Here is a 17,613-nt window from a genome sequence, read left to right on the forward strand (position 1 = left end):
CTTAGAAGTAGTGCGGGAAGCTGGACCAGTCCGGGTCGCGTTTTTCCAGGAACGCTTCCTTGCCCTCCACCGCTTCGTCCGTCATGTACGCCAGCCGGGTGGCTTCGCCGGCGAATACTTGCTGGCCCGCCAGGCCGTCGTCCGCGAGGTTGAAGGCGAACTTGAGCATCCGGATTGCCTGGGGCGACTGCCGGGCGATATCGGCGGCGTACTCCAGGGCAACCTCTTCGAGGCGTTCATGGTCCACAGCTTCATTGACGGCACCCATCCGAACCATGTCCTCGGCGGAATATTCGCGGGCGAGGAAGAAGATCTCCCGGGCAGCCTTTTGCCCGATCTGGCGCGCCAGCAGGGCCGAGCCGTACCCGGCGTCGAAGCTTCCCACCGTTGCGTCCGTCTGCTTAAACCTGCCGAACTGGCGGGAAGCGATGGTGAGGTCTGAGACCACGTGCAGGGAGTGCCCGCCGCCGGCCGCCCAGCCGTTGACGACGGCGATGACCACCTTGGGCATGGTGCGCATCAGCCGCTGGACTTCCAGGATGTGGAGCCGCCCGGCCCGTGCGGGATCGATGCTCTCCTGGGTCTCGCCGTCAGCGTATCGGTACCCGTCCCGGCCCCTGATGCGCTGGTCCCCGCCCGAGCAGAAGGAATGGCCACCATCCTTGGGGGAGGGGCCGTTTCCGGTGAGCAGCACCGTGGCGACATCCGGGGACATCCGGGCGTGGTCCATCGCCCGGTACAGTTCATCGACTGTGCCGGGCCGGAAGGCATTCCGGACCTCGGGGCGGTTGAAGGCGATCCGCACCGTGGGCAGGTCGCGCACCCAGCCGCCGTCGGAATCCCGCTCCACCTGCCGGTGGTAGGTCATGTCCTGGAAGTCGTCGAAGCCGGACACAACACGCCAGCGGGTGGGATCGAAGACGTCGGACACCGAGGCGGGGATTTGGTTGCTCACCGTCCAAGTCTAGTAATCGGGGTCAGCTGATGCAGAACTCGTTGCCCTCGGGGTCCGCCATGGTGTGCCACGAATGTGGCCCCTGGCTGGCGCTCCACAGGAAAGTGGCGCCCCGGGCCTCGAGTTCCCGGCGCACCTCGTCCTTGTCCCGCCCTGCCAGGTCAAGGTCCCAGTGCACGCGGTTCTTGACGGTCTTGCCTTCGGGGGCCGTCTGGAACAGGAGCCGCCTGGCCGGTGCTTTTGCCTCAAGTTCCTCCGGTGGGCGGATCGCACAGCCTTCCCGCCACACCAGCTTGCCGTTGTGCACTGTTGTCTGGTCCTCGGTGGCGAACCCTTGCTCGATCATGGAGCGGATGAAGCCCTCGTCCTGCGGTTCCACCGCCCACTCGAGCGACTCGGCCCACCAGTCAGCCAGGTAGTGCGGATCCCTGCAGTCGATGACAATCTGGATGTTCAGTCCCATCCCACCAAGGTACGGTGGCAGGTGCTCCTACGGTAGGTGCTGCCGGTTTGCACGGGCGTGGACCGGAGGCCTTCGTAGGGGTAAAAAGTACTCTTGACATATTGTCATGACATAGGTCACAGTTGGGGCGGAAAGGCTTTTCCCCCTACGGCGTGCTGCCGGCGGAAGGCCCACTTTCAGCAAAGGTCCAGCCAGGGCCGGGAGCAAAGAGAGACAGGACAGAGCATTGTCAGAGAAGACAGCAATCTCCAGCATCAGCCGCCGGCAGTTCGGGCTGACGGCATTCGGACTCTCGGCTCTGGCCGCAGGACTCACCGCCTGCGGCAGCGGCGGAGGTACGTCCGAAGGGGGTTCCAAGACCCTCCAGCTGGTCCTCTCCGGTGACACCAACCAGGGCGGCGCGTTCGCGGCCGCGGCCAAGAAGTACCAGGAAGCAACAGGCATCACCATCGAGGTTGTGGATGTTCCGACAGCAGACATCACCACCAAGCTGAAGAACGCCGCCACCGCCAATGACCTGCCTGCCCTGGCCCGCGTCACCAGCATCGATCCGCTGTGGGTCAACCAGCTCCAGGACCTTTCGGACATCGCCAAGTCCCGCGGCATCGACGGGAACTTCCTGCAGGAATCCCCGGACGGAATCATTCCCGCGATTCCTTCCGACCTCACCGCCGTGGGCCTGTTCATCAACAAGAGCCTGTTCGAGAAGGCCGGTGTCAGCTTCCCCACCGCCATCGAACAGACCTGGACCTGGGACGAATTTGTTGCAGCCGTCAACGAGGTACGCGAGAAGGCAGGCGCCAAGTACGGTGTGGTCATGGACCGCTCCGGCCACCGCCTCCGCGCCATGATGTACGAATTCGGCAGCACCGCCTTCGCGAAGGAAGGCGACAAGTACGCTGCCGACGACAAAGCCGTGGAGACCCTCGAGTACTTCGCCAGGATCAACGACGACCAGACCATGCCCAAATCCGTCTGGCTCAGCGGCGAGGACGGCAATGCGATGTTCAAGAGCGGCCAGGTGGCCGCGTACTACTCCGGAAGCTGGCAGGTTGCCGACTTCAACAAAAACATCAAGGACTTCGAGTGGCTGTCCGTGCCGCTGCCCAAGAAGGAAGTCAACGCCACCAATCTCGGCGGCGGCTTTATGGTCGCCTTCAAGGACACCGGGCAGGACGAGGAGGCCAAGAAGTTCATCGACTGGTTCTACGACGACGCCAACTACACCGAGTTCGCGAAGCTGGGCGGTTACCTGCCGGTGAAGGACCTCAAGGTTGAGTACCCCTTCCAGCAGGCCTCCTTCGAGCTGTACCAGAAGCAGATTGCCGGTAATGAGGCCAAGGGTGACAACGCCATCAAGCGCGTTGTGTCCGAGGCTTACGCGGAGACCCCGTTCTCCGGCGACCCCCTGCGCGAGGAGACCGTCAAGATGCTCTCCGGCAGCCAGGACGCGAAAACCACGGTGGACAACATCGTGAAGCTCTACAACGGCGCCTGATCAGTGGCCAATCCAACCATGAGCACCACAGTGGCGTCGGGAACGCCCGGGGCGGGTGCCGTCCGGAGCAAATCCCAGCAGAAACGCCGGAACCGGTACGTCATTGCACCGCTGGTCCTGATCGGCGTCAACGTGGTGCTCTTCCTGGTGTTCTTTGTGTGGCCCGGGGCGCTGGGGCTGCTGTATTCCTTCACCGACTACCGCGGCGTGGGCAGGCTGAACTTCATTGGCCTGGCAAACTTCCAGAAGCTCTTCGCCGACGGCACGTTCTATGCGGCGCTGGGCAGGACCTTTGTGTACACCGTCCTGTCCGTGCCGCTGGTGTACGTGTGCTCCCTCGGAGTGGCGGCGCTGCTGGTCAGCAAGGCTGTACGGGGGCGCACCGCCGCCAAGATTGTGATCTTCCTGCCCTGGTTGATCTCGCCGATCGTGGTGGGTGTTATCTGGAAGTGGATGTTCGGGCAGGACTTCGGGTTCGTCAACTTTGTCATCGCCACCCTGGGCGGCAGTCCGGTGCCGTGGTCCAGCAACGGCAACCTGGCCCTGGCGGTGGTCATCTTCGCCTCCGCCTGGGGCGGGACGGCGTTCAACATGCTGCTGTTTATCGCGGCACTGAAGAACATCCCCGAGGCCCTGCTGGAGGCAGCCGAGCTGGACGGGGCCAACGCGTGGCAGCGATTCCTGAACGTCACCCTGCCCGGCATCGCGCCGACGTCGTTCATGGTTATCCTGCTCTCCACCATCCACGCCATGAAGGAATTCGCCATGATCCAGGCGCTGACCAACGGCGGCCCGGGCACGGAAAACACGTTGATCGTCCAGTACATCTACAAGACCGGCTTTGAGCAGTCCAAGGTGGGCTACGCGAGCGCTGCCTCCATGGTGCTGATGGTGGTCCTGCTGGCGATCGCACTCATCCAGCTGCGGTTCAACCGGAAGAAGGCCTGACCATGGCAACTGCTGCAAACCTGCCTCCCGTCATTGCGGAGGAATCAGCGCTGGGCGCCGAGAAAGTCGAGGCCGCCAGGGGCCAGCGCGGCAACCGGGAGGGCCGGGCCAAGCTGTCCGTTCCCTTGACCCTGCTGATGTGGCTCATCGCGGCGATCTATGCGCTGCCGCTCCTGTGGTTCCTGCTCAGCTCCTTCAAGCCGGGCAGCGAACTCTTCAGCTACCCGCTGTCCATGATCCCGCGGGAGTGGACCTTCCAGGGGTTTGTGGACGCCTGGGAGCGCGTGGACTTTGCGCAGTACTTCCTGAACACCGCCACGGTGGCGATCGTCACCACCGTGCTCACCGTGTTCTTCAGCGCCTGCACGGGCTACGCGCTGGCCAAGTACAACAACAAGGGCACCAGGCTGTTCTTCGTCTGCATCCTGGCCACCACCATGCTCCCCACCGAGGTGATCCTGAACCCCACGTTCTCGGTGATCCGGGACCTGGGCCTGTACAACTCGCTGGCGGGCATCATCGTGCCATCCGTGCTCACCGCCACGGGCGTGTTTATGTTCCGGCAGTTCTTCCTCACGGTTCCCGATGACCTGCTGCACTCGGCCCGCATCGACGGCGCAAGCGAACTGGCCATTTTCTTCCGGATCATGCTGCCGCTGTCCCGGCCCATCCTGTTTACGCTGGCCATCTTCTCGTTCCAGTGGCGCTGGAATGACTACATCTGGCCGCTGATCGTGCTGAACGATCCCAAGTGGTACACCCTCCAGGTGGCGCTGCGGAGCATTGTGGGGGCGGAAAACATCGACTGGCCGGTGCTCCTGGGCGCCTCCGTGATCTCCATCCTGCCGCTGGTCCTGGTGTTCTTCGTCTTCCAGAAGTACGTGCTCAACGCTGACGTCAGCGCCGGCTTGAAGGATTAGGGCGTCCCGCCCTCTGTTGGCGGGACCCGTGAAAGGTAACTATTTTGCACACAGCTCCGGCCGACGTCGTCTTCCTGGACCGGGTGGTGGAGGCGGCGGACCAGCACGTCCAGGCGATGCTGGAAACCCACCACGCTGAGTCCTCCGCCCTGCCACACCGAGCCGCCATGGCTCGGCTGCTGGCGCTGGTCACGGTCCTCACTGAGCCCGGCTCCGCCTTTTCCGGCGGGGACCGGCTTCGGGAGCCGATGGCCACGTGCCTGGACCGGCTCGAACTGCTGCAGGGACCCACCGGCCTGTTTGACGGGACCAACCTTTGCTCACCACCGGATTCCGCCTTCACGTTGAATGACGTGTGCCTGGCGCTGCGCCTGATCCGGGCCCTGGACGCTCCGGTTCCGGTGCTGGCGGAGGTGGACGCACGGCTCAGCGGCATTGTTGCCAGGGCCACGAATGCCATGGTCTCCGGTGGGGTCCACACCCCCAACCACCGCTGGGAGCTGTGTGCTGCGCTCGCCCAGATGAACCAGCTGCAGCCCAGACAGGACATCGCCCACCGGATCGACGAATGGCTGGCAGAGGGGATCGACCAGCTGCCGGACGGGATGTACTCGGAGCGCAGCCCGCTCTACGCCACAGCCGTCACCAACCCCTCCCTGATCACCATCGCGGACAGTTTCGGCCGGCCGGAGCTGCTGGACCATGTCCGCCGGAACCTCACGGCCTTCCTGCCGTTGTTCAACCCGGACGGCAGCGTGGAATCGGTGTTCTCGCGGCGCCAGGACCAGTGGCTGGCCTTCCACGGCGCCCCGTTCCTGCCCCTGTACCGGCGGCTGGCCAACCAGGACGGCAACAAGGACTTCGCCGCGGCGGCAGCCTGGCTTGGAACCCTGCCGCTGGACGAGCCCGCCAAGCTGCTCGCCCTGGCAAAGCTAGACCCCTGGCTGGGGGAGGCGCTGCCCGGCGACGCTGTCCCCGAAGCCCGTCCATGGCCGTCGGACGTTCCCTTGGTCCAGTCCGGGTGCGGCGCGCCGGAACTGCCCGCGGCACTCGCCCCGGCGCAGGCGTCGCTGGCGAGCTGCGGCCTCCACCGATTCCGGAGCGGGGCGTCCGTCACCACCGTGTTTGGCGGCTGCGACGACCTGGTTCCCGGTGTGGTGTCCGGGCTGGCCAGCAACCCCACGTTCCTCCGTTTCGGCAACGGCGACGCCCTGCTCGACGGCGTCCGGCTGTCCCGCAGCTTCTTCGACCTGGGCCCCTTCCGCAGCCAGCACACGGTCAGCAACGGCAACACCGTGGCACTCTCCGAGACAGTGGCGGCCAACTTCTACCTGCCCCTTCCCGCCGAAAAACGGCGGACGGACGGCATCTACGCGCTGGAGCATGAGGGCAGGTTCAGTGCCGGCATGGACTTCAGCAGCCGGCCCACGGTGGTGCACCGGCTGGACACGGAGATTGTGGTGGAGGTCCAGGGCGACCGGACGCGCCTGACCGTCGGGTTCCACGGCGCCGACACCTCCTTTGCCCTGGAACTCACCTTCCGGCCCGGGGGAGTGCTCGAGGGCGTGCTGCCGCTGGGTTCACCTGACGCCTTCCAACTGGTGGAGGGAACGGGGCGCTACCGGGTGGGTTCGGACGTCATCGAATTCGGTTCCGGCCTTCCTGCGGATCCGGATACACCACCGGCCTACAATCCCGGCGAGAACTACAGGTACCTTGCCGGGACGAATGCTTCAGAGGGCATAAAGGTGTTCATCACCGGCAGGACCAAGGGCAGGCAGGTCTTTACGCTGCGAGCCCTCAGCCAGCAGTCCTCCTAGGTGGCGCCGGGGATGACTGCTCAGGCCGGGACCTGCTGGAGCTGTTCGTAGAATTCCGGCGGAATGGCGTAGATGAACACCACCGCCAGCAGGTTCTTTCCAGCATGGACAAAGTAGGAGAACATCAGGTTCCTGCCGGTCCAGACGTAGGCGAACACCAGCGTTGCCCCCATGGCCAGATAGGGAAGCAGGACCGGGAGCGTGAGGGCTTCGCGGCCCACCAGGTGCAGGGCGGCGAACAGGACCACGGACAACACGCAGCACACCCAGATGTTTACCCGCCGGCTCAGCTTGCCGATCAGCAGGTGGCGGAAGATGAATTCCTCCACGAACGGGCCCACCACCACCAGCAGCGGGACCATCAGCCACGCCGGGACCTGCTGCATCAAGGCCTGAAGTCCAGCCTGGTTCTCGGAGGTCTCTGCACTGCCGCTGGCCGCCACCACAATGGCGGAGAGGATCATCATGGCAATCACGGCGGCCGGGACCATCAGCAATGTGAACCACGGGCGGGTGGCCAGTACCCGCAAGTCACGGCCCGCCACCCGTCGCGCGGCAACGATGGCGAGTATGCCCACGACGGCATAGAAGAGCAGGTTCATCGCGTAGGAGGCGGCGGCAGGAGTGGGTGCCACCTGCCGCAGGACAGGAGCGATCAGTGGCCCGGCCAGGACGAAAAAACCTGCAAGGCCTACGTAAAGGACCGCAGCGATGAAATCCAGGGGCGAAAACCGGTACAGCTGTGGCTGTGGTGCGGGTGGTATGCGGTGTGCGCTGGCCATGGTTTCAGCCTAGCTTCCCCCGGCCTCCCGGCTGGCGTTCCCGGGGGAATCGTGCTTCGCCCAGGATGTTCGGTATGCCTAAATTTTCGTTTCGGTGCGTCAAGTAGCCGCCCGAACCCGCCCACTGCAGCGGGTCACGTCCCTCGCCGCCGCGACAGCCGCCGTCGTGCTTTCCCTGCTGCTGACCGCCTGCGTAGGGGGTGCCGCCGGAAACAGCAGCGACAGCAAGCCCGTGGTGCTGACACGCCTACCTGCTGACTGACCGCTTCTCACGGCTGCTGGTCGTTGCCCCCCGTGATCTCCGCTGTGTGCTCCCTCGCCGGCATCTACCTCTTCAGCCCGGGCAGGGGCTGATCGGCACCCGGCTGGCGAAGGCCCGCCGAAGGAAAGCCGCAGCGCTCGCCACTGCTTGACGGGGCGCCCGGGGGCAGGCAGGCTGGAGCGATGAAGTCCTAACCCGGCAGGCCGGCCACGCCGGACTGTTCCCCACAATCCAAGGCCGCCGTCGAGCACCGGATGAACCCGGGTCAGCTCCGGCGCCCACACTGCGGAACTTTTGCGAGGACTTCCCTTGACTGAACACATCAACCTCTCGGACGTCACCCACGGTTACGGCGACCGGTTACTGCTCGACGGCGTCAACCTGGTGATCGCTGCCGGCGAGCATGCAGCGGTGGTCGGCGAGAACGGTGCCGGCAAATCGACCCTGCTGCGGATCCTGGCCGGCCTCGAACAGCCCCAGGAAGGGACTGCCACTCTCCACGGCCGGGTGGGCTACCTGGCCCAAACCCATGGGCTGCCCGAGTCCTTGACAGTGGGAGGGGCCATCGACGCATCCCTCGCATCGCTACGAAACCTTGAAGCAGAGCTGGACCGGCTCGAGGCCGGGCTGGCCGACGCAGAGGAGAGCGACCTGGAAGCCTACGGCAGGCTCCTGACGGAGTATCAGCTGCGCGAAGGATACGCTGCGGAATCCCGGGTGGAGGCCGCGCTGGACCGGCTGGGCCTGGGCGGCCTGGACCGCAGCCGTGCCCTCGGATCGCTTTCCGGCGGGGAACAGGAACGCGTGGCGCTGGCCTGTGTCCTGGCCGACCCCGCGGACATCCTGCTCCTCGATGAACCGACCAACCATCTGGACGCCCGCGGAACAGCGTGGCTGGAGGACCGGCTGGCGGCCCACCGGGGCACTGTGGTGGTGGTTTCCCATGACCGCATGCTGCTGCGCAAGGTGGCAGCCAATGTCATTGAGGTGGATGCCGAGCGCCGTACCGTCACCCGTTATGGCAACGGGTACGACGGCTACCTCCGCGAGAAAGCCGCTGAACGCCAGCGCTGGATCCAGCAGTACCACGGCTGGCTGCACGCCATGGAGGACGAAAAGCGGCAGGCAGAGACCGTTGCCGGGACCATGGGGTACGGCCGCAAGCGGGACGGCGACAAGATGGGCTTCGATTTCAAGGCCGGTACGTGGCAGAAAGCCGCCAGCAGCCAGGTCCGGAACGCGCAGGAACGGTTGCGGCGGCTGGAAGCCAGCCCGGTGGAGCAGCCGCCGATGCCCCTGCGGCTGGCCGCTCCGGAGTCTTTGCACGCTGCGCCGTCCGGCGAAGATCCGGCTGCGCCGCTGGCCGCCCATGGAGTCAGTGTTCCCGGCCGGCTTCGAGCCACGGACTTCCAGGCCGGCCTCGGCCAGAAGGTCCTTATCACCGGGCCCAACGGCGCCGGCAAGTCCACACTGTTGTCCGTGCTGGCGGGAACTTTGACTCCCAGCGAAGGACGGGTGACCCGGCCTGAACGGGTGGGCTACCTGCAACAGGAACTGGAGCTGCCGCAACGGCCTTCGCTCCGGCTGCTGCCGGCCTTCGCGTCAGGGCTGGGCGGGAACATCGATGAGCACGCCGAGGCGCTCCTGCGGTTGGGCCTGTTCCGCACCAGCGAGTTCCATGTTCCCGTTGGCAGCCTGTCCGCGGGACAGCAGCGGCGGCTCGCGCTTGCCCGGCTGCTCCTGGGCGGCTACAGCACTTTGATTGTGGACGAGCCCACCAACCACCTGGCGCCGGTTCTGGTGGAACAGCTTGAGGCCGCGCTCGCAACCTTCACCGGAACCCTGGTGATGGTCAGCCACGACCGGGCCCTCCGGGAGTGGTTTGCCAGGTGCAAGCGTGATGCAGCGAACGGCGGGAACGGCGGGAATGGCGGGAGCACCGGCGGTGGCGCCGTGAGCGGGCGCTGGATCCGCTACTCCATGGATAAGGGCGTCCTCGCTAAAGCGTGATGTGAGTCTTGGGGTCGCGGCTGCCTTCGCCGATTCGACGGTTCCGCGCCCGCTCGACGTTGGCCGCCGTCGAACCCGCAGGGAACCGTCGAATCGGCAGGGGGCGGAGCCGGACGGCGGAGACGGGCCAGGCAGCGCCGGCGCGAAGGCCCCGACGATGGTGAGAATTGCTTCAAGAGATGGTTACCGGGCAACCGGCGGCCGGAAACATCGGCGGCGGATGATGGGCGCATGCCAGTCGTTCCGCCGGCCGAAAGGATCTGTCCGTGATCACCAAGAACCTTTTCCTCCAGGGCATCTACCCCTTCAAAGGCGCAGGGCTGGAAAAACCGGCCCCAATCCACAGCGAACTGTCCCATTACGTCCCGGACGGGGTGATAAACCAGACCCTCTACTTTCGTGGCGGCAACTCCAGCAGTGAACTGGTCACGGTGGTCCTGGTGCGTAACGGCGTACCCATGCGCTACTTCCCCATCGGAGCGAAGAGCGATGTCCATGTGCCGCTCCGCGTTGTCGAGGACATCGAGGGCGGCTCGGTGATCGAGCTCCATCTGGCGGCCCCCGAGGGCATTGAGGGTTCGGTTGTTGTTGATCTGGGCATGGTGGAGCACTGATGACCAGCGTGGTGGACCGCCCCCAAGGCAGGCACGCAACCACCCCGCCGCGCCGCCGCCTGGTGGTGATCGGCAATGGCATGGCAGGCGCCAGGGCAGTGGAGGAGATCCTTGCCCGGGGAGGCGCCGGCCAGTTCACCATAACAATGTTCGGTGATGAGCCGTACGGGAACTACAACCGCATCATGCTCAGCCACGTCCTTTCCGGCGAGGAAAGCCATGCCGACATCTTCCTGAACTCCCTGTCCTGGTACCGGGAGAACAACATCACCCTCCACGCCGGGGTCAGGGCCGAACGGATTGACAAATTCACCCGGCACGTCTTCTCCAGCGACGGGAGGGTCACCCCCTACGATGTCCTGATCATCGCCACCGGAAGCCGCTCCCACATGCCGCCGATGGACGGGCTCCACACGCCCGGCGGCTCCATAAAGCAGGGCGTTTTCGGCTTCCGTACCATCGATGACACCCAGCGGATGGTGGCCCATGCCCAGCAGGAGCATCACCGCCGCGCCGTGGTGATCGGCGGCGGGCTCCTGGGGCTCGAGGCGGCCTGCGGCCTGCGCAGCCACGGGTTAGATGTGGAGGTGGTCCATTCCGGCGGGCACCTGATGAACGCGCAGATGGGGCCCGACGGCGGCGCGGTGCTCCGCAGGAGCGTGGAGGCACTTGGCATCGGGGTGCATACGGGCAGCCGAACCACTGCCCTACTCGGCACCGACCGGGTCACCGGTATCAGCCTCCGCGATCAGCCGGACATCAGCTGCGACATGGTGGTGGTTGCGGCCGGAATCCGTCCCAACGTGGACCTGGCGGTGCTCAGCGCGCTGCCGGTGGAACGGGCCATTGTGGTGGATGACAGGCTGCGGGTGCAGGACGAGGAGGACATCTACGCCGTGGGGGAGTGCGTCCAGCACCGCGGCGAGGTGTACGGCCTGGTGGCACCGCTGTGGGAACAGGCCGTGGTCCTGGCGAACCACGTCACAGGAGCGGACACCAGCGCCGCCTACCTCGGCTCCCGGACAGCCACCAAGCTCAAGGTGGCGGGCGTGGAAGTGGCTTCCATGGGCCTGCACGGGCCGGAACGCGACAGCGACGAACATATCGTCTTTTCAGAACCCAGCCGGGGCGTCTTCAAGTCCATTGTGGTCCGGGACAACAAGATGGTGGGCGCCACCCTCCTGGGTGACAGCCGCAAGGTGGCATTCCTGACCCAGGCCTACGACCGCGGCCTGCCGCTCCCGCAGGAGCGGCACAGCCTGCTGTTTGATCTGGGCACCCCGGACGGCGATGTAGGCGTGGCCGAACTCGACGACGACGCGCAGGTCTGCAACTGCAACGGCGTCAACAAGAAGGCGCTGGTGGGAGCGGTGAAGGGCGGCTGCGCCACAGTGGCCGGTGCGATGGACGCCACCCGTGCAGGCAAAGGCTGTGGCTCCTGCAAGCTGCTGGTGCAGCAGGTGGTGGAATGGGCGGCTGGCGGTGCCGTGGAGGAGGACCCGGCCGCCAGCTACTACGTCCCGGGTATCCCACTGGACAAGCCGGCGCTCATGGACGAGATCCGGAAGCGCGGGCTGCGCTCCGTCTCCCAGGTGTTCCAGGCCCTGGCCCCCGGCAGCCTCGAGGACGCCAAATCCAAGCTGGGGCTCGCCTCGCTGCTGAAAATGATGCTGGCCGGGCAATACATCGACGAACGCGACGCCCGGTTCATTAACGACCGGGTGCACGCCAACATCCAGCGCGATGGCACGTTCTCCGTGGTGCCGCAGATGAAGGGCGGCGTGACGAGCGTTCAGCAGCTTCGCCGCATCGCTGATGTGGCCGAAAAGCACAACGTCCCGCTGATCAAACTCACCGGCGGCCAGCGCATCGACCTGCTGGGCATTCCCAAGGAGGACCTGCCGCAGGTGTGGGCGGACCTGGACATGCCCTCCGGCTACGCGTACGGCAAAAGCTTCCGCACGGTCAAGACCTGCGTTGGTAAGGACTTTTGCCGCTACGGCACAGGGGACTCAACAAAACTGGGCATCGAGATTGAATCCCGCTTCCAGGGCATCGAGTCGCCGGCCAAACTGAAACTCGCCGTGTCCGGCTGCCCGCGCAACTGCGCGGAATCGCTGGTGAAGGATGTTGGCGTCGTGGCGGTGGAAGGCGGCCGTTGGGAGATCTATGTGGGCGGAGCGGCAGGCGCCCACATCCGCAAGGGCGACCTGCTGGCGACTGTAGACGATCCGGAGCAGGTGAAGGTCCTCACCGGCCGGTTTATGCAGTACTACCGTGAGCAGGCCAACTGGCTGGAACGTACCTACGCCTATGTACCGCGGGTGGGCATCGAACATCTGCGAGCGGTGGTTGTTGAGGATTCCGAAGGAATTGCAGCGCGGCTGGACACCGCCATGCAGGCCTCCGTAGACAATTACGTGGACCCCTGGAGCGAGCGCAAAGATCCTCTGACGCCCGGTCAGTTCAGGACGTCGCTTCCCCTGACGGTCCTTCCCCAAGTGCCGGTTCAATGAACAGCGCCGAGGCACATGGGAGCCCAGCCTTTCATCTCCTTGGTCCCGTTGACCAGATTCCGTTGGGTGAGGGCAGGGCTTTTGCGGTGGAGGGCGAACAGGTGGCAGTCTTCCGGCTCCGGGACGGCGCACTGCGCGCGCTCGCCGCCGTCTGCCCGCACCGCGGTGGGCCGATTGCGGACGGCACCATTGACCGGCAAGTGGTGATCTGCCCTTTACACCAGCATGCGTTTGACCTGGCGACCGGCTGCTCAACCAGCGGGCAGGAACCGCTGCGCAGCTACAACGTGACGTTGGACGGGGACCGGAACGTGGTGCTGCGGACGGGCGTGTAGTGCGCGTCACGTAGCATCCCTGCGCGTCTTGTAAGATAGACGAGCCGCGCGAAGCTTCGGCGCCACGAGAGATTCCGATCACATTCGGTTGCCCAACAGGGCATAACGCCGAATTTGTGAGCGGAATCATCCGTGCTCCGGATGCGGCCAACCCCCAACCCACAAGGAATCGTTGTGCCTCAAAGTACCCCCACAGATCTCCAGAACACCACGGCACCATCCACCGCCGTCGACCCCACCCTCAGCGCCGAGGGTTATAGCAAGACCCTGGGCAGGCGCCACGTCACCATGATCGCCATGGGCGGCGCCATCGGCGTCGGCCTCTTCATGGGTGCCGGCGGACGCCTGGCCTCCACCGGCCCGGCCCTGATTTTCTCCTACGCCATCGCCGGCGTCATCGCCTACCTGCTGATGCGGGCACTGGGCGAGCTCATCATGTACCGCCAGACCTCCGGCTCGTTCGTGAGCTACGCCGGTGAGATGTTCGGCAAGAAGGGCGCGTTCCTTTCGGGCTGGATGTACTTCATCAACTGGGGCATGACGGGCATCGCCGAACTGATTGCCATCGGCCTCTACTTCCAGTTCTTCTTTCCCAACGTTCCCGTGGAAGCCTCGGCCATCGCCGCGCTGGCTCTCCTGGTGGCGGTTAACCTGCTGAGCGTCAAAGCGTTCGGCGAGTTCGAGTTCTGGGCTTCCTGCCTCAAGGTGGGTGCCATCCTGATCTTCCTGGTGGTGGGCACCTTCATGGTGGTCACCAACGCCCAGGTGGGTGACGGCAACGCATCGGTGGCCAACCTCTTCGCCGCAGAAGGCGGGATGTTCCCCAAGGGCGCACTGGTGATGGTCCTGGTCCTCAACGCCGTGATCTTCGCCTACAACGGCATCGAGCTCGTGGGCATCACCGCCGGCGAGATGCAGAACCCGGAACGCGAAGTGCCCAAGGCGATCCGCGCCGTCGTCCTCCGCATTGTGGTGTTCTACGTCGGCTCCGTGACCCTGCTGGCCATGCTGCTGCCGTCCGACCAGTACGTGGCGGGAACCTCGCCGTTCGTTACCGTGTTCGGCCAGATGGGCCTTGCCTGGGTGGGCGACGTGATGAACATGATCGTGATCACCGCGGCACTGTCCTCCTGCAACTCCGGCCTGTACTCCATTGGCCGTGTGTTCCGCACCATGGCCAACAACGGCCACGCCCCGCAGTGGCTCACCCGCATGTCCAAGCGGCATGTTCCGTACGCGGCCATCCTCGCCATCGCGGCCTTCTACCTGGTGGGCATCATGCTGAACATCTGGCTGGGCGGCTCGCACGCGTTCGATCTGGCCCTGAACACCGCCTCCATCGGCGTGATCTTCACCTGGGGTGCCATCTTTGCCAGCCAGATCGCGCTGCGCCACAAGAAGGGCGTCACGTCCACGCTGCCGATGCCCGGTTCGCCGTGGACCAGCTGGGCCGGCCTGATCGGACTGCTGGCCATCACGGTGCTGATCGGCTTCGACACGATGACCAGCAAGAGCGGCGAGGTCTTCTACCTGGGCCTCTGGACCCTGGCCACCATCCCATTCTTCGCCGTGGTCCTGTGGCTGGGCTGGCAGAAGGTCAAGCAGAACGAACCGAAGAACGCGCTGTACAGCTAACGGTTCACCCAAGCAGTACGACGACGGCGGGATTCCCTGGGAGGGGATCCCGCCGTCGTCGTTTCCCTGGCCAGCGGTTTCGACGGCGGCACGCCGGGAGTGTGGTGCGGGGCGCCCGACCGGGGCAGACTAAGGCTTGTGGGCGAACCCTGGGTGCTGCATGTGGACCTTGACCAGTTCATAGCAGCGGTGGAAGTGCTCCGCCGGCCCGAACTCGCGGGCAAGGCGGTGATCGTTGGCGGCCGCGGCGATCCCACCGAGCGGGCGGTGGTGTCCACGGCGTCCTACGAAGCGAGGGTCTTCGGCGTCGGCTCGGGAATGCCCCTGCGCGTCGCCGCACGGAAAGTGCCCGACGCCGTCATCCTGCCGGTCGACCAGGAGGCCTACCTCGCTGCGTCCGAGCAGGTCATGGCGGTGCTGGGCTCGCAGCCGGGTGCCACGGTCCAGGTGCTTGGCTGGGACGAAGCGTTCGTTGGCGTGCAGGCGGCGGAGCCCGAGGCCTACGCCCGGCAACTGCAGCGGGCCGTCCTGGAGGAAACCCGGCTGCACTGCAGTGTGGGCGTTGGCGATACCCTGCTCCGCGCAAAGGTAGCCACCACGTTCGGCAAGCCGGCCGGCGTCTTCCGGCTCACCGAAGAGAATTGGCTCGAGGTCATGGGAAGCAGGCCCACCATCGAGCTGTGGGGCGTGGGAACCAAGGTGTCGCGGCGCCTGGCCACGCTGGGCATCAAGACCGTTGCTCAGCTTGCGGCCTCCAATCCTGATGATCTGATCCCAGAGTTCGGCCCGAAGATCGGCCCTTGGTACGCGCAGCTCGGACGGGGCGACGGGTCACGAATCGTCGATGACACACCCTGGGTGGGACGCGGGCACAGCCGGGAAACCACCTTCCAGCACGATCTGACTGAACCCGGGCAGATTAACGACGCCGTCCGGGAGTTGGCAGCGCACGTCCTGAAGGATGTCGCAGCCGAGGGGCGGCCGGTAGTCGGATTGACCCTCAAGGTCCGGTACGCGCCGTTCATCACCAAGACCTACGCCCGGAAGATTCCCGAGACATCCGACCCCGCGGAAGTGCTTGCGCGCACGCTCGACCTCGTGGCGAAGATCGAGCCGGGCCGCCCCATCCGGCTCCTCGGACTGCGCGCCGAAATGACGATGCCCGAAGACTCCCGGCAGGGGCATACTCCAACCCGCAGCGGTTGGTGAAACTGGCTGGACAGCAGAATGGCGGCGGATCCGTGGGATCCGCCGCCATTTCTGGCTGTTGCAGCACGCCGTTCGCTGCGGCTGCATCAGCGAGGAGCTAGTCGCGCTTGAACTCGTCCTTGACGCTTTCGCCGACCTTCTTGGCGTCGGCCTTGACCTGGTCCGCCTGGCCCTCTGCCTTCAGGCGGTCATTGTCGGTTGCGTTGCCCGCAGCTTCCTTGGCCTTGCCGCCCATATCTTCTGCTGCGTTACTGATCTTGTCTCCGAGGCCCATGGTGGTGGCCTCCTTTCGTTTCTGTTGATCAAACAATGCATTTTCACACTAACACGAAGCTTGCTTACTATTTCAAGCCCGGGCTTTCCTTCCTGGAGGGGCGTCTGTTGAATGTCTGTACCCGCGGCTAGGCTCGGAACATGGAGCACACCACCAGCCTCACCCAGCACATTCAGGCGTCACCGGAGAAAGTCTGGTCCGTCATCACGGACATCCCTGGCTCGGCGGCAACGCTGTCCGGAGTCGATTCAGTGCAGCTCCTCACCGACGGCCCCTACGGGGAAGGGACACGCTGGAAGGAGACCCGGAAGATGCTGGGCAAGTCCGAAACGGTGGAGATGTGGGTGGCGGAAGCAGAGCGACACCGCAGCGCCACCGTCAAGGCCGTCCAGGGCGGCGCGGACTACACCACGAGGTTCAACCTTGCCCCGCGGGACGGCGGCACCGAGCTCACCCTCACCTTCGGCGCCGAGGTCATCAAGCCCACGGTAGCGAGCCGGCTCCTGATGCTGCTGTTCGGCAGGATGGGTATGGCCGCCACCCGCAAAGCCCTGACCAAGGACCTCGCGGAGATTGCAGCCAAAGCAGAATCGCTTCCGTAGTGGCTGCGCATCCTTCCAAGGCCGCTGACCCGAAGGTTATTGCCCCCAGGCTCACGCCGGTGCGGCTGGAGAACCTTACTGACCAGCCGGCGTCGGACTTCCGCCGCGGTGAAAGGTACGACGGCGGCCGGTACAGCCGCACCGAGGCTGATGGTCTGGAACTCAGTGGGACAGACTTCGCAGAGTGCGAGTTCCAAGGGGTGTCCTTCAATGACACGCAGCTCCGTGGGTCCTCGTTCCGGGACTGCATCCTGGGCGAGCTGTATGCGCCGGTGTTCAAGGCCGCCCGCTCCACCTGGCGGGACGTCGAGCTGCGGAACCCGCGGCTTGGCTCCGCTGAACTGTACGAGAGCGGCTGGCAGTCAGTCCGTATCGAGGGCGGCAAGCTGGACTTCCTCAACCTGCGCGGCGCCAAGCTCACCGACGTCCTCATCAGCGACTGCATCATCAACGAACTGGACCTGGGCTCAGCCATGGGCACCCGCGTTGGGCTCAAGAACTGCACCATTGGATCCCTTGACCTCAGTGGGGCCAAACTCAAGGACTTTGATATCCGGAGCACGGGGTTCCGCAGCATCAGCGGGCTCGGCAGCATGGCGGGCGTCGTGGTGGACGAGTACCAGTTGGGGCTCCTGGCACCCCTCCTGGCCGCGCATCTGGGCGTAACGGTGCTCTAAAGCCTTCGCGGCAAGCGCCGGTACCCATCCAAGACCCGCCCGTGTACTATTTACAGAACGAACGGTCGGTAAGTGCTGAGCTCTGCCTGCCGC

At 65.2% G+C, this 17,613-nt stretch carries 17 protein-coding genes; 13 read left to right on the forward strand and 4 right to left on the reverse strand.

The genetic code is table 11. The annotated features are described in order from the left end of the window. Position 1 precedes the first annotated feature (1 nt). Together M8J71_RS22160 and M8J71_RS22165 are read right to left on the reverse strand one after the other, a co-directional pair. Entirely contained in the window at positions 2 to 955 is a 954-nt protein-coding gene (locus tag M8J71_RS22160; RefSeq protein WP_256250013.1) for a 1,4-dihydroxy-2-naphthoyl-CoA synthase, read from the reverse strand. A gap of 22 nt (positions 956 to 977) precedes the next feature. Further along, positions 978 to 1,418, reverse strand: coding sequence for a VOC family protein (locus M8J71_RS22165; RefSeq protein WP_256250015.1), 441 nt, complete (start codon positions 1,416 to 1,418; stop codon positions 978 to 980). Between the two features lie 226 nt (positions 1,419 to 1,644). Between M8J71_RS22165 and M8J71_RS22170 the strand changes: the two genes are divergently transcribed. From M8J71_RS22170 to M8J71_RS22185, 4 genes are read left to right on the forward strand one after another with little or no spacing between them, the layout of a single operon-like run. Next, the gene (locus M8J71_RS22170) at positions 1,645 to 2,916 is read left to right on the forward strand and encodes an ABC transporter substrate-binding protein (protein WP_163166704.1); all 1,272 of its coding nucleotides are present in this window, start codon (positions 1,645 to 1,647) and stop codon (positions 2,914 to 2,916) included. An 18-nt stretch (positions 2,917 to 2,934) separates the two neighbouring features. After that, complete coding sequence (locus M8J71_RS22175; protein ID WP_256250017.1) at positions 2,935 to 3,864, forward strand: carbohydrate ABC transporter permease; 930 nt, start codon at positions 2,935 to 2,937, stop codon at positions 3,862 to 3,864. Positions 3,865 to 3,866: 2 nt separating this feature from the next. Continuing rightward, positions 3,867 to 4,784 carry a carbohydrate ABC transporter permease gene (locus M8J71_RS22180; RefSeq protein ID WP_256250018.1) on the forward strand — a complete coding sequence of 306 codons (918 nt, stop codon included), beginning with the start codon at positions 3,867 to 3,869 and terminating at the stop codon, positions 4,782 to 4,784. Positions 4,785 to 4,828: 44 nt separating this feature from the next. Continuing rightward, positions 4,829 to 6,604, forward strand: coding sequence for a hypothetical protein (locus tag M8J71_RS22185; protein WP_256250019.1), 1,776 nt, complete (start codon positions 4,829 to 4,831; stop codon positions 6,602 to 6,604). Between the two features lie 20 nt (positions 6,605 to 6,624). On the opposite strand, the gene M8J71_RS22190 is transcribed toward M8J71_RS22185, so the two are convergent. Then, complete coding sequence (locus tag M8J71_RS22190) at positions 6,625 to 7,386, reverse strand: CPBP family intramembrane glutamic endopeptidase (protein ID WP_256250021.1); 762 nt, start codon at positions 7,384 to 7,386, stop codon at positions 6,625 to 6,627. 94 nt (positions 7,387 to 7,480) lie between these two features. On the opposite strand from M8J71_RS22190, the gene M8J71_RS22195 reads away from it, so the two are divergent. The 7 genes from M8J71_RS22195 (at position 7,481) to M8J71_RS22225 (ending at position 15,967) form a co-directional block, all read left to right on the forward strand. Further along, a complete protein-coding gene (locus tag M8J71_RS22195) occupies positions 7,481 to 7,648 on the forward strand; it encodes a hypothetical protein (protein ID WP_256250022.1) in 168 nt (55 codons plus the stop codon). 309 nt (positions 7,649 to 7,957) lie between these two features. After that, entirely contained in the window at positions 7,958 to 9,658 is a 1,701-nt protein-coding gene (gene abc-f, locus M8J71_RS22200) for a ribosomal protection-like ABC-F family protein (RefSeq protein WP_256250023.1), read from the forward strand. A gap of 266 nt (positions 9,659 to 9,924) precedes the next feature. Further along, on the forward strand, positions 9,925 to 10,272 hold the full coding sequence (locus M8J71_RS22205; protein ID WP_256250024.1) for a molybdopterin oxidoreductase: 348 nt from the start codon (positions 9,925 to 9,927) through the stop codon (positions 10,270 to 10,272). Further along, positions 10,272 to 12,788 (forward strand): nitrite reductase large subunit NirB, encoded by a 2,517-nt coding sequence (gene nirB, locus M8J71_RS22210; RefSeq protein WP_256250025.1) that lies wholly within the window; start codon positions 10,272 to 10,274, stop codon positions 12,786 to 12,788. Before M8J71_RS22205 ends, nirB begins: the two co-directional genes overlap by 1 nt. Beyond that, complete coding sequence (locus M8J71_RS22215; protein WP_256250026.1) at positions 12,785 to 13,123, forward strand: Rieske (2Fe-2S) protein; 339 nt, start codon at positions 12,785 to 12,787, stop codon at positions 13,121 to 13,123. The genes nirB and M8J71_RS22215 overlap by 4 nt, the downstream gene beginning before the upstream one ends. 174 nt (positions 13,124 to 13,297) lie before the next feature. Then, positions 13,298 to 14,758, forward strand: a complete 1,461-nt coding sequence (locus M8J71_RS22220; RefSeq protein ID WP_256250027.1) for an amino acid permease — start codon at positions 13,298 to 13,300, stop codon at positions 14,756 to 14,758. A 138-nt stretch (positions 14,759 to 14,896) separates the two neighbouring features. Continuing rightward, entirely contained in the window at positions 14,897 to 15,967 is a 1,071-nt protein-coding gene (locus M8J71_RS22225) for a DNA polymerase IV (protein WP_441338918.1), read from the forward strand. Between the two features lie 97 nt (positions 15,968 to 16,064). Here M8J71_RS22225 and M8J71_RS22230 read toward each other — a convergent pair whose 3' ends face one another. Further along, positions 16,065 to 16,241 carry a CsbD family protein gene (locus M8J71_RS22230; RefSeq protein WP_104998934.1) on the reverse strand — a complete coding sequence of 59 codons (177 nt, stop codon included), beginning with the start codon at positions 16,239 to 16,241 and terminating at the stop codon, positions 16,065 to 16,067. Between the two features lie 140 nt (positions 16,242 to 16,381). Between M8J71_RS22230 and M8J71_RS22235 the strand changes: the two genes are divergently transcribed. After that, positions 16,382 to 16,843 carry an SRPBCC family protein gene (locus M8J71_RS22235; protein ID WP_256250028.1) on the forward strand — a complete coding sequence of 154 codons (462 nt, stop codon included), beginning with the start codon at positions 16,382 to 16,384 and terminating at the stop codon, positions 16,841 to 16,843. Continuing rightward, positions 16,843 to 17,520, forward strand: a complete 678-nt coding sequence (locus M8J71_RS22240; RefSeq protein ID WP_256250029.1) for a pentapeptide repeat-containing protein — start codon at positions 16,843 to 16,845, stop codon at positions 17,518 to 17,520. Before M8J71_RS22235 ends, M8J71_RS22240 begins: the two co-directional genes overlap by 1 nt. The last annotated feature ends 93 nt before the right edge of the window (positions 17,521 to 17,613 follow it).

The sequence above is a fragment of the Pseudarthrobacter sp. R1 genome (assembly GCF_024494415.1).
Taxonomy (GTDB): Bacteria; Actinomycetota; Actinomycetes; order Actinomycetales; family Micrococcaceae; genus Arthrobacter.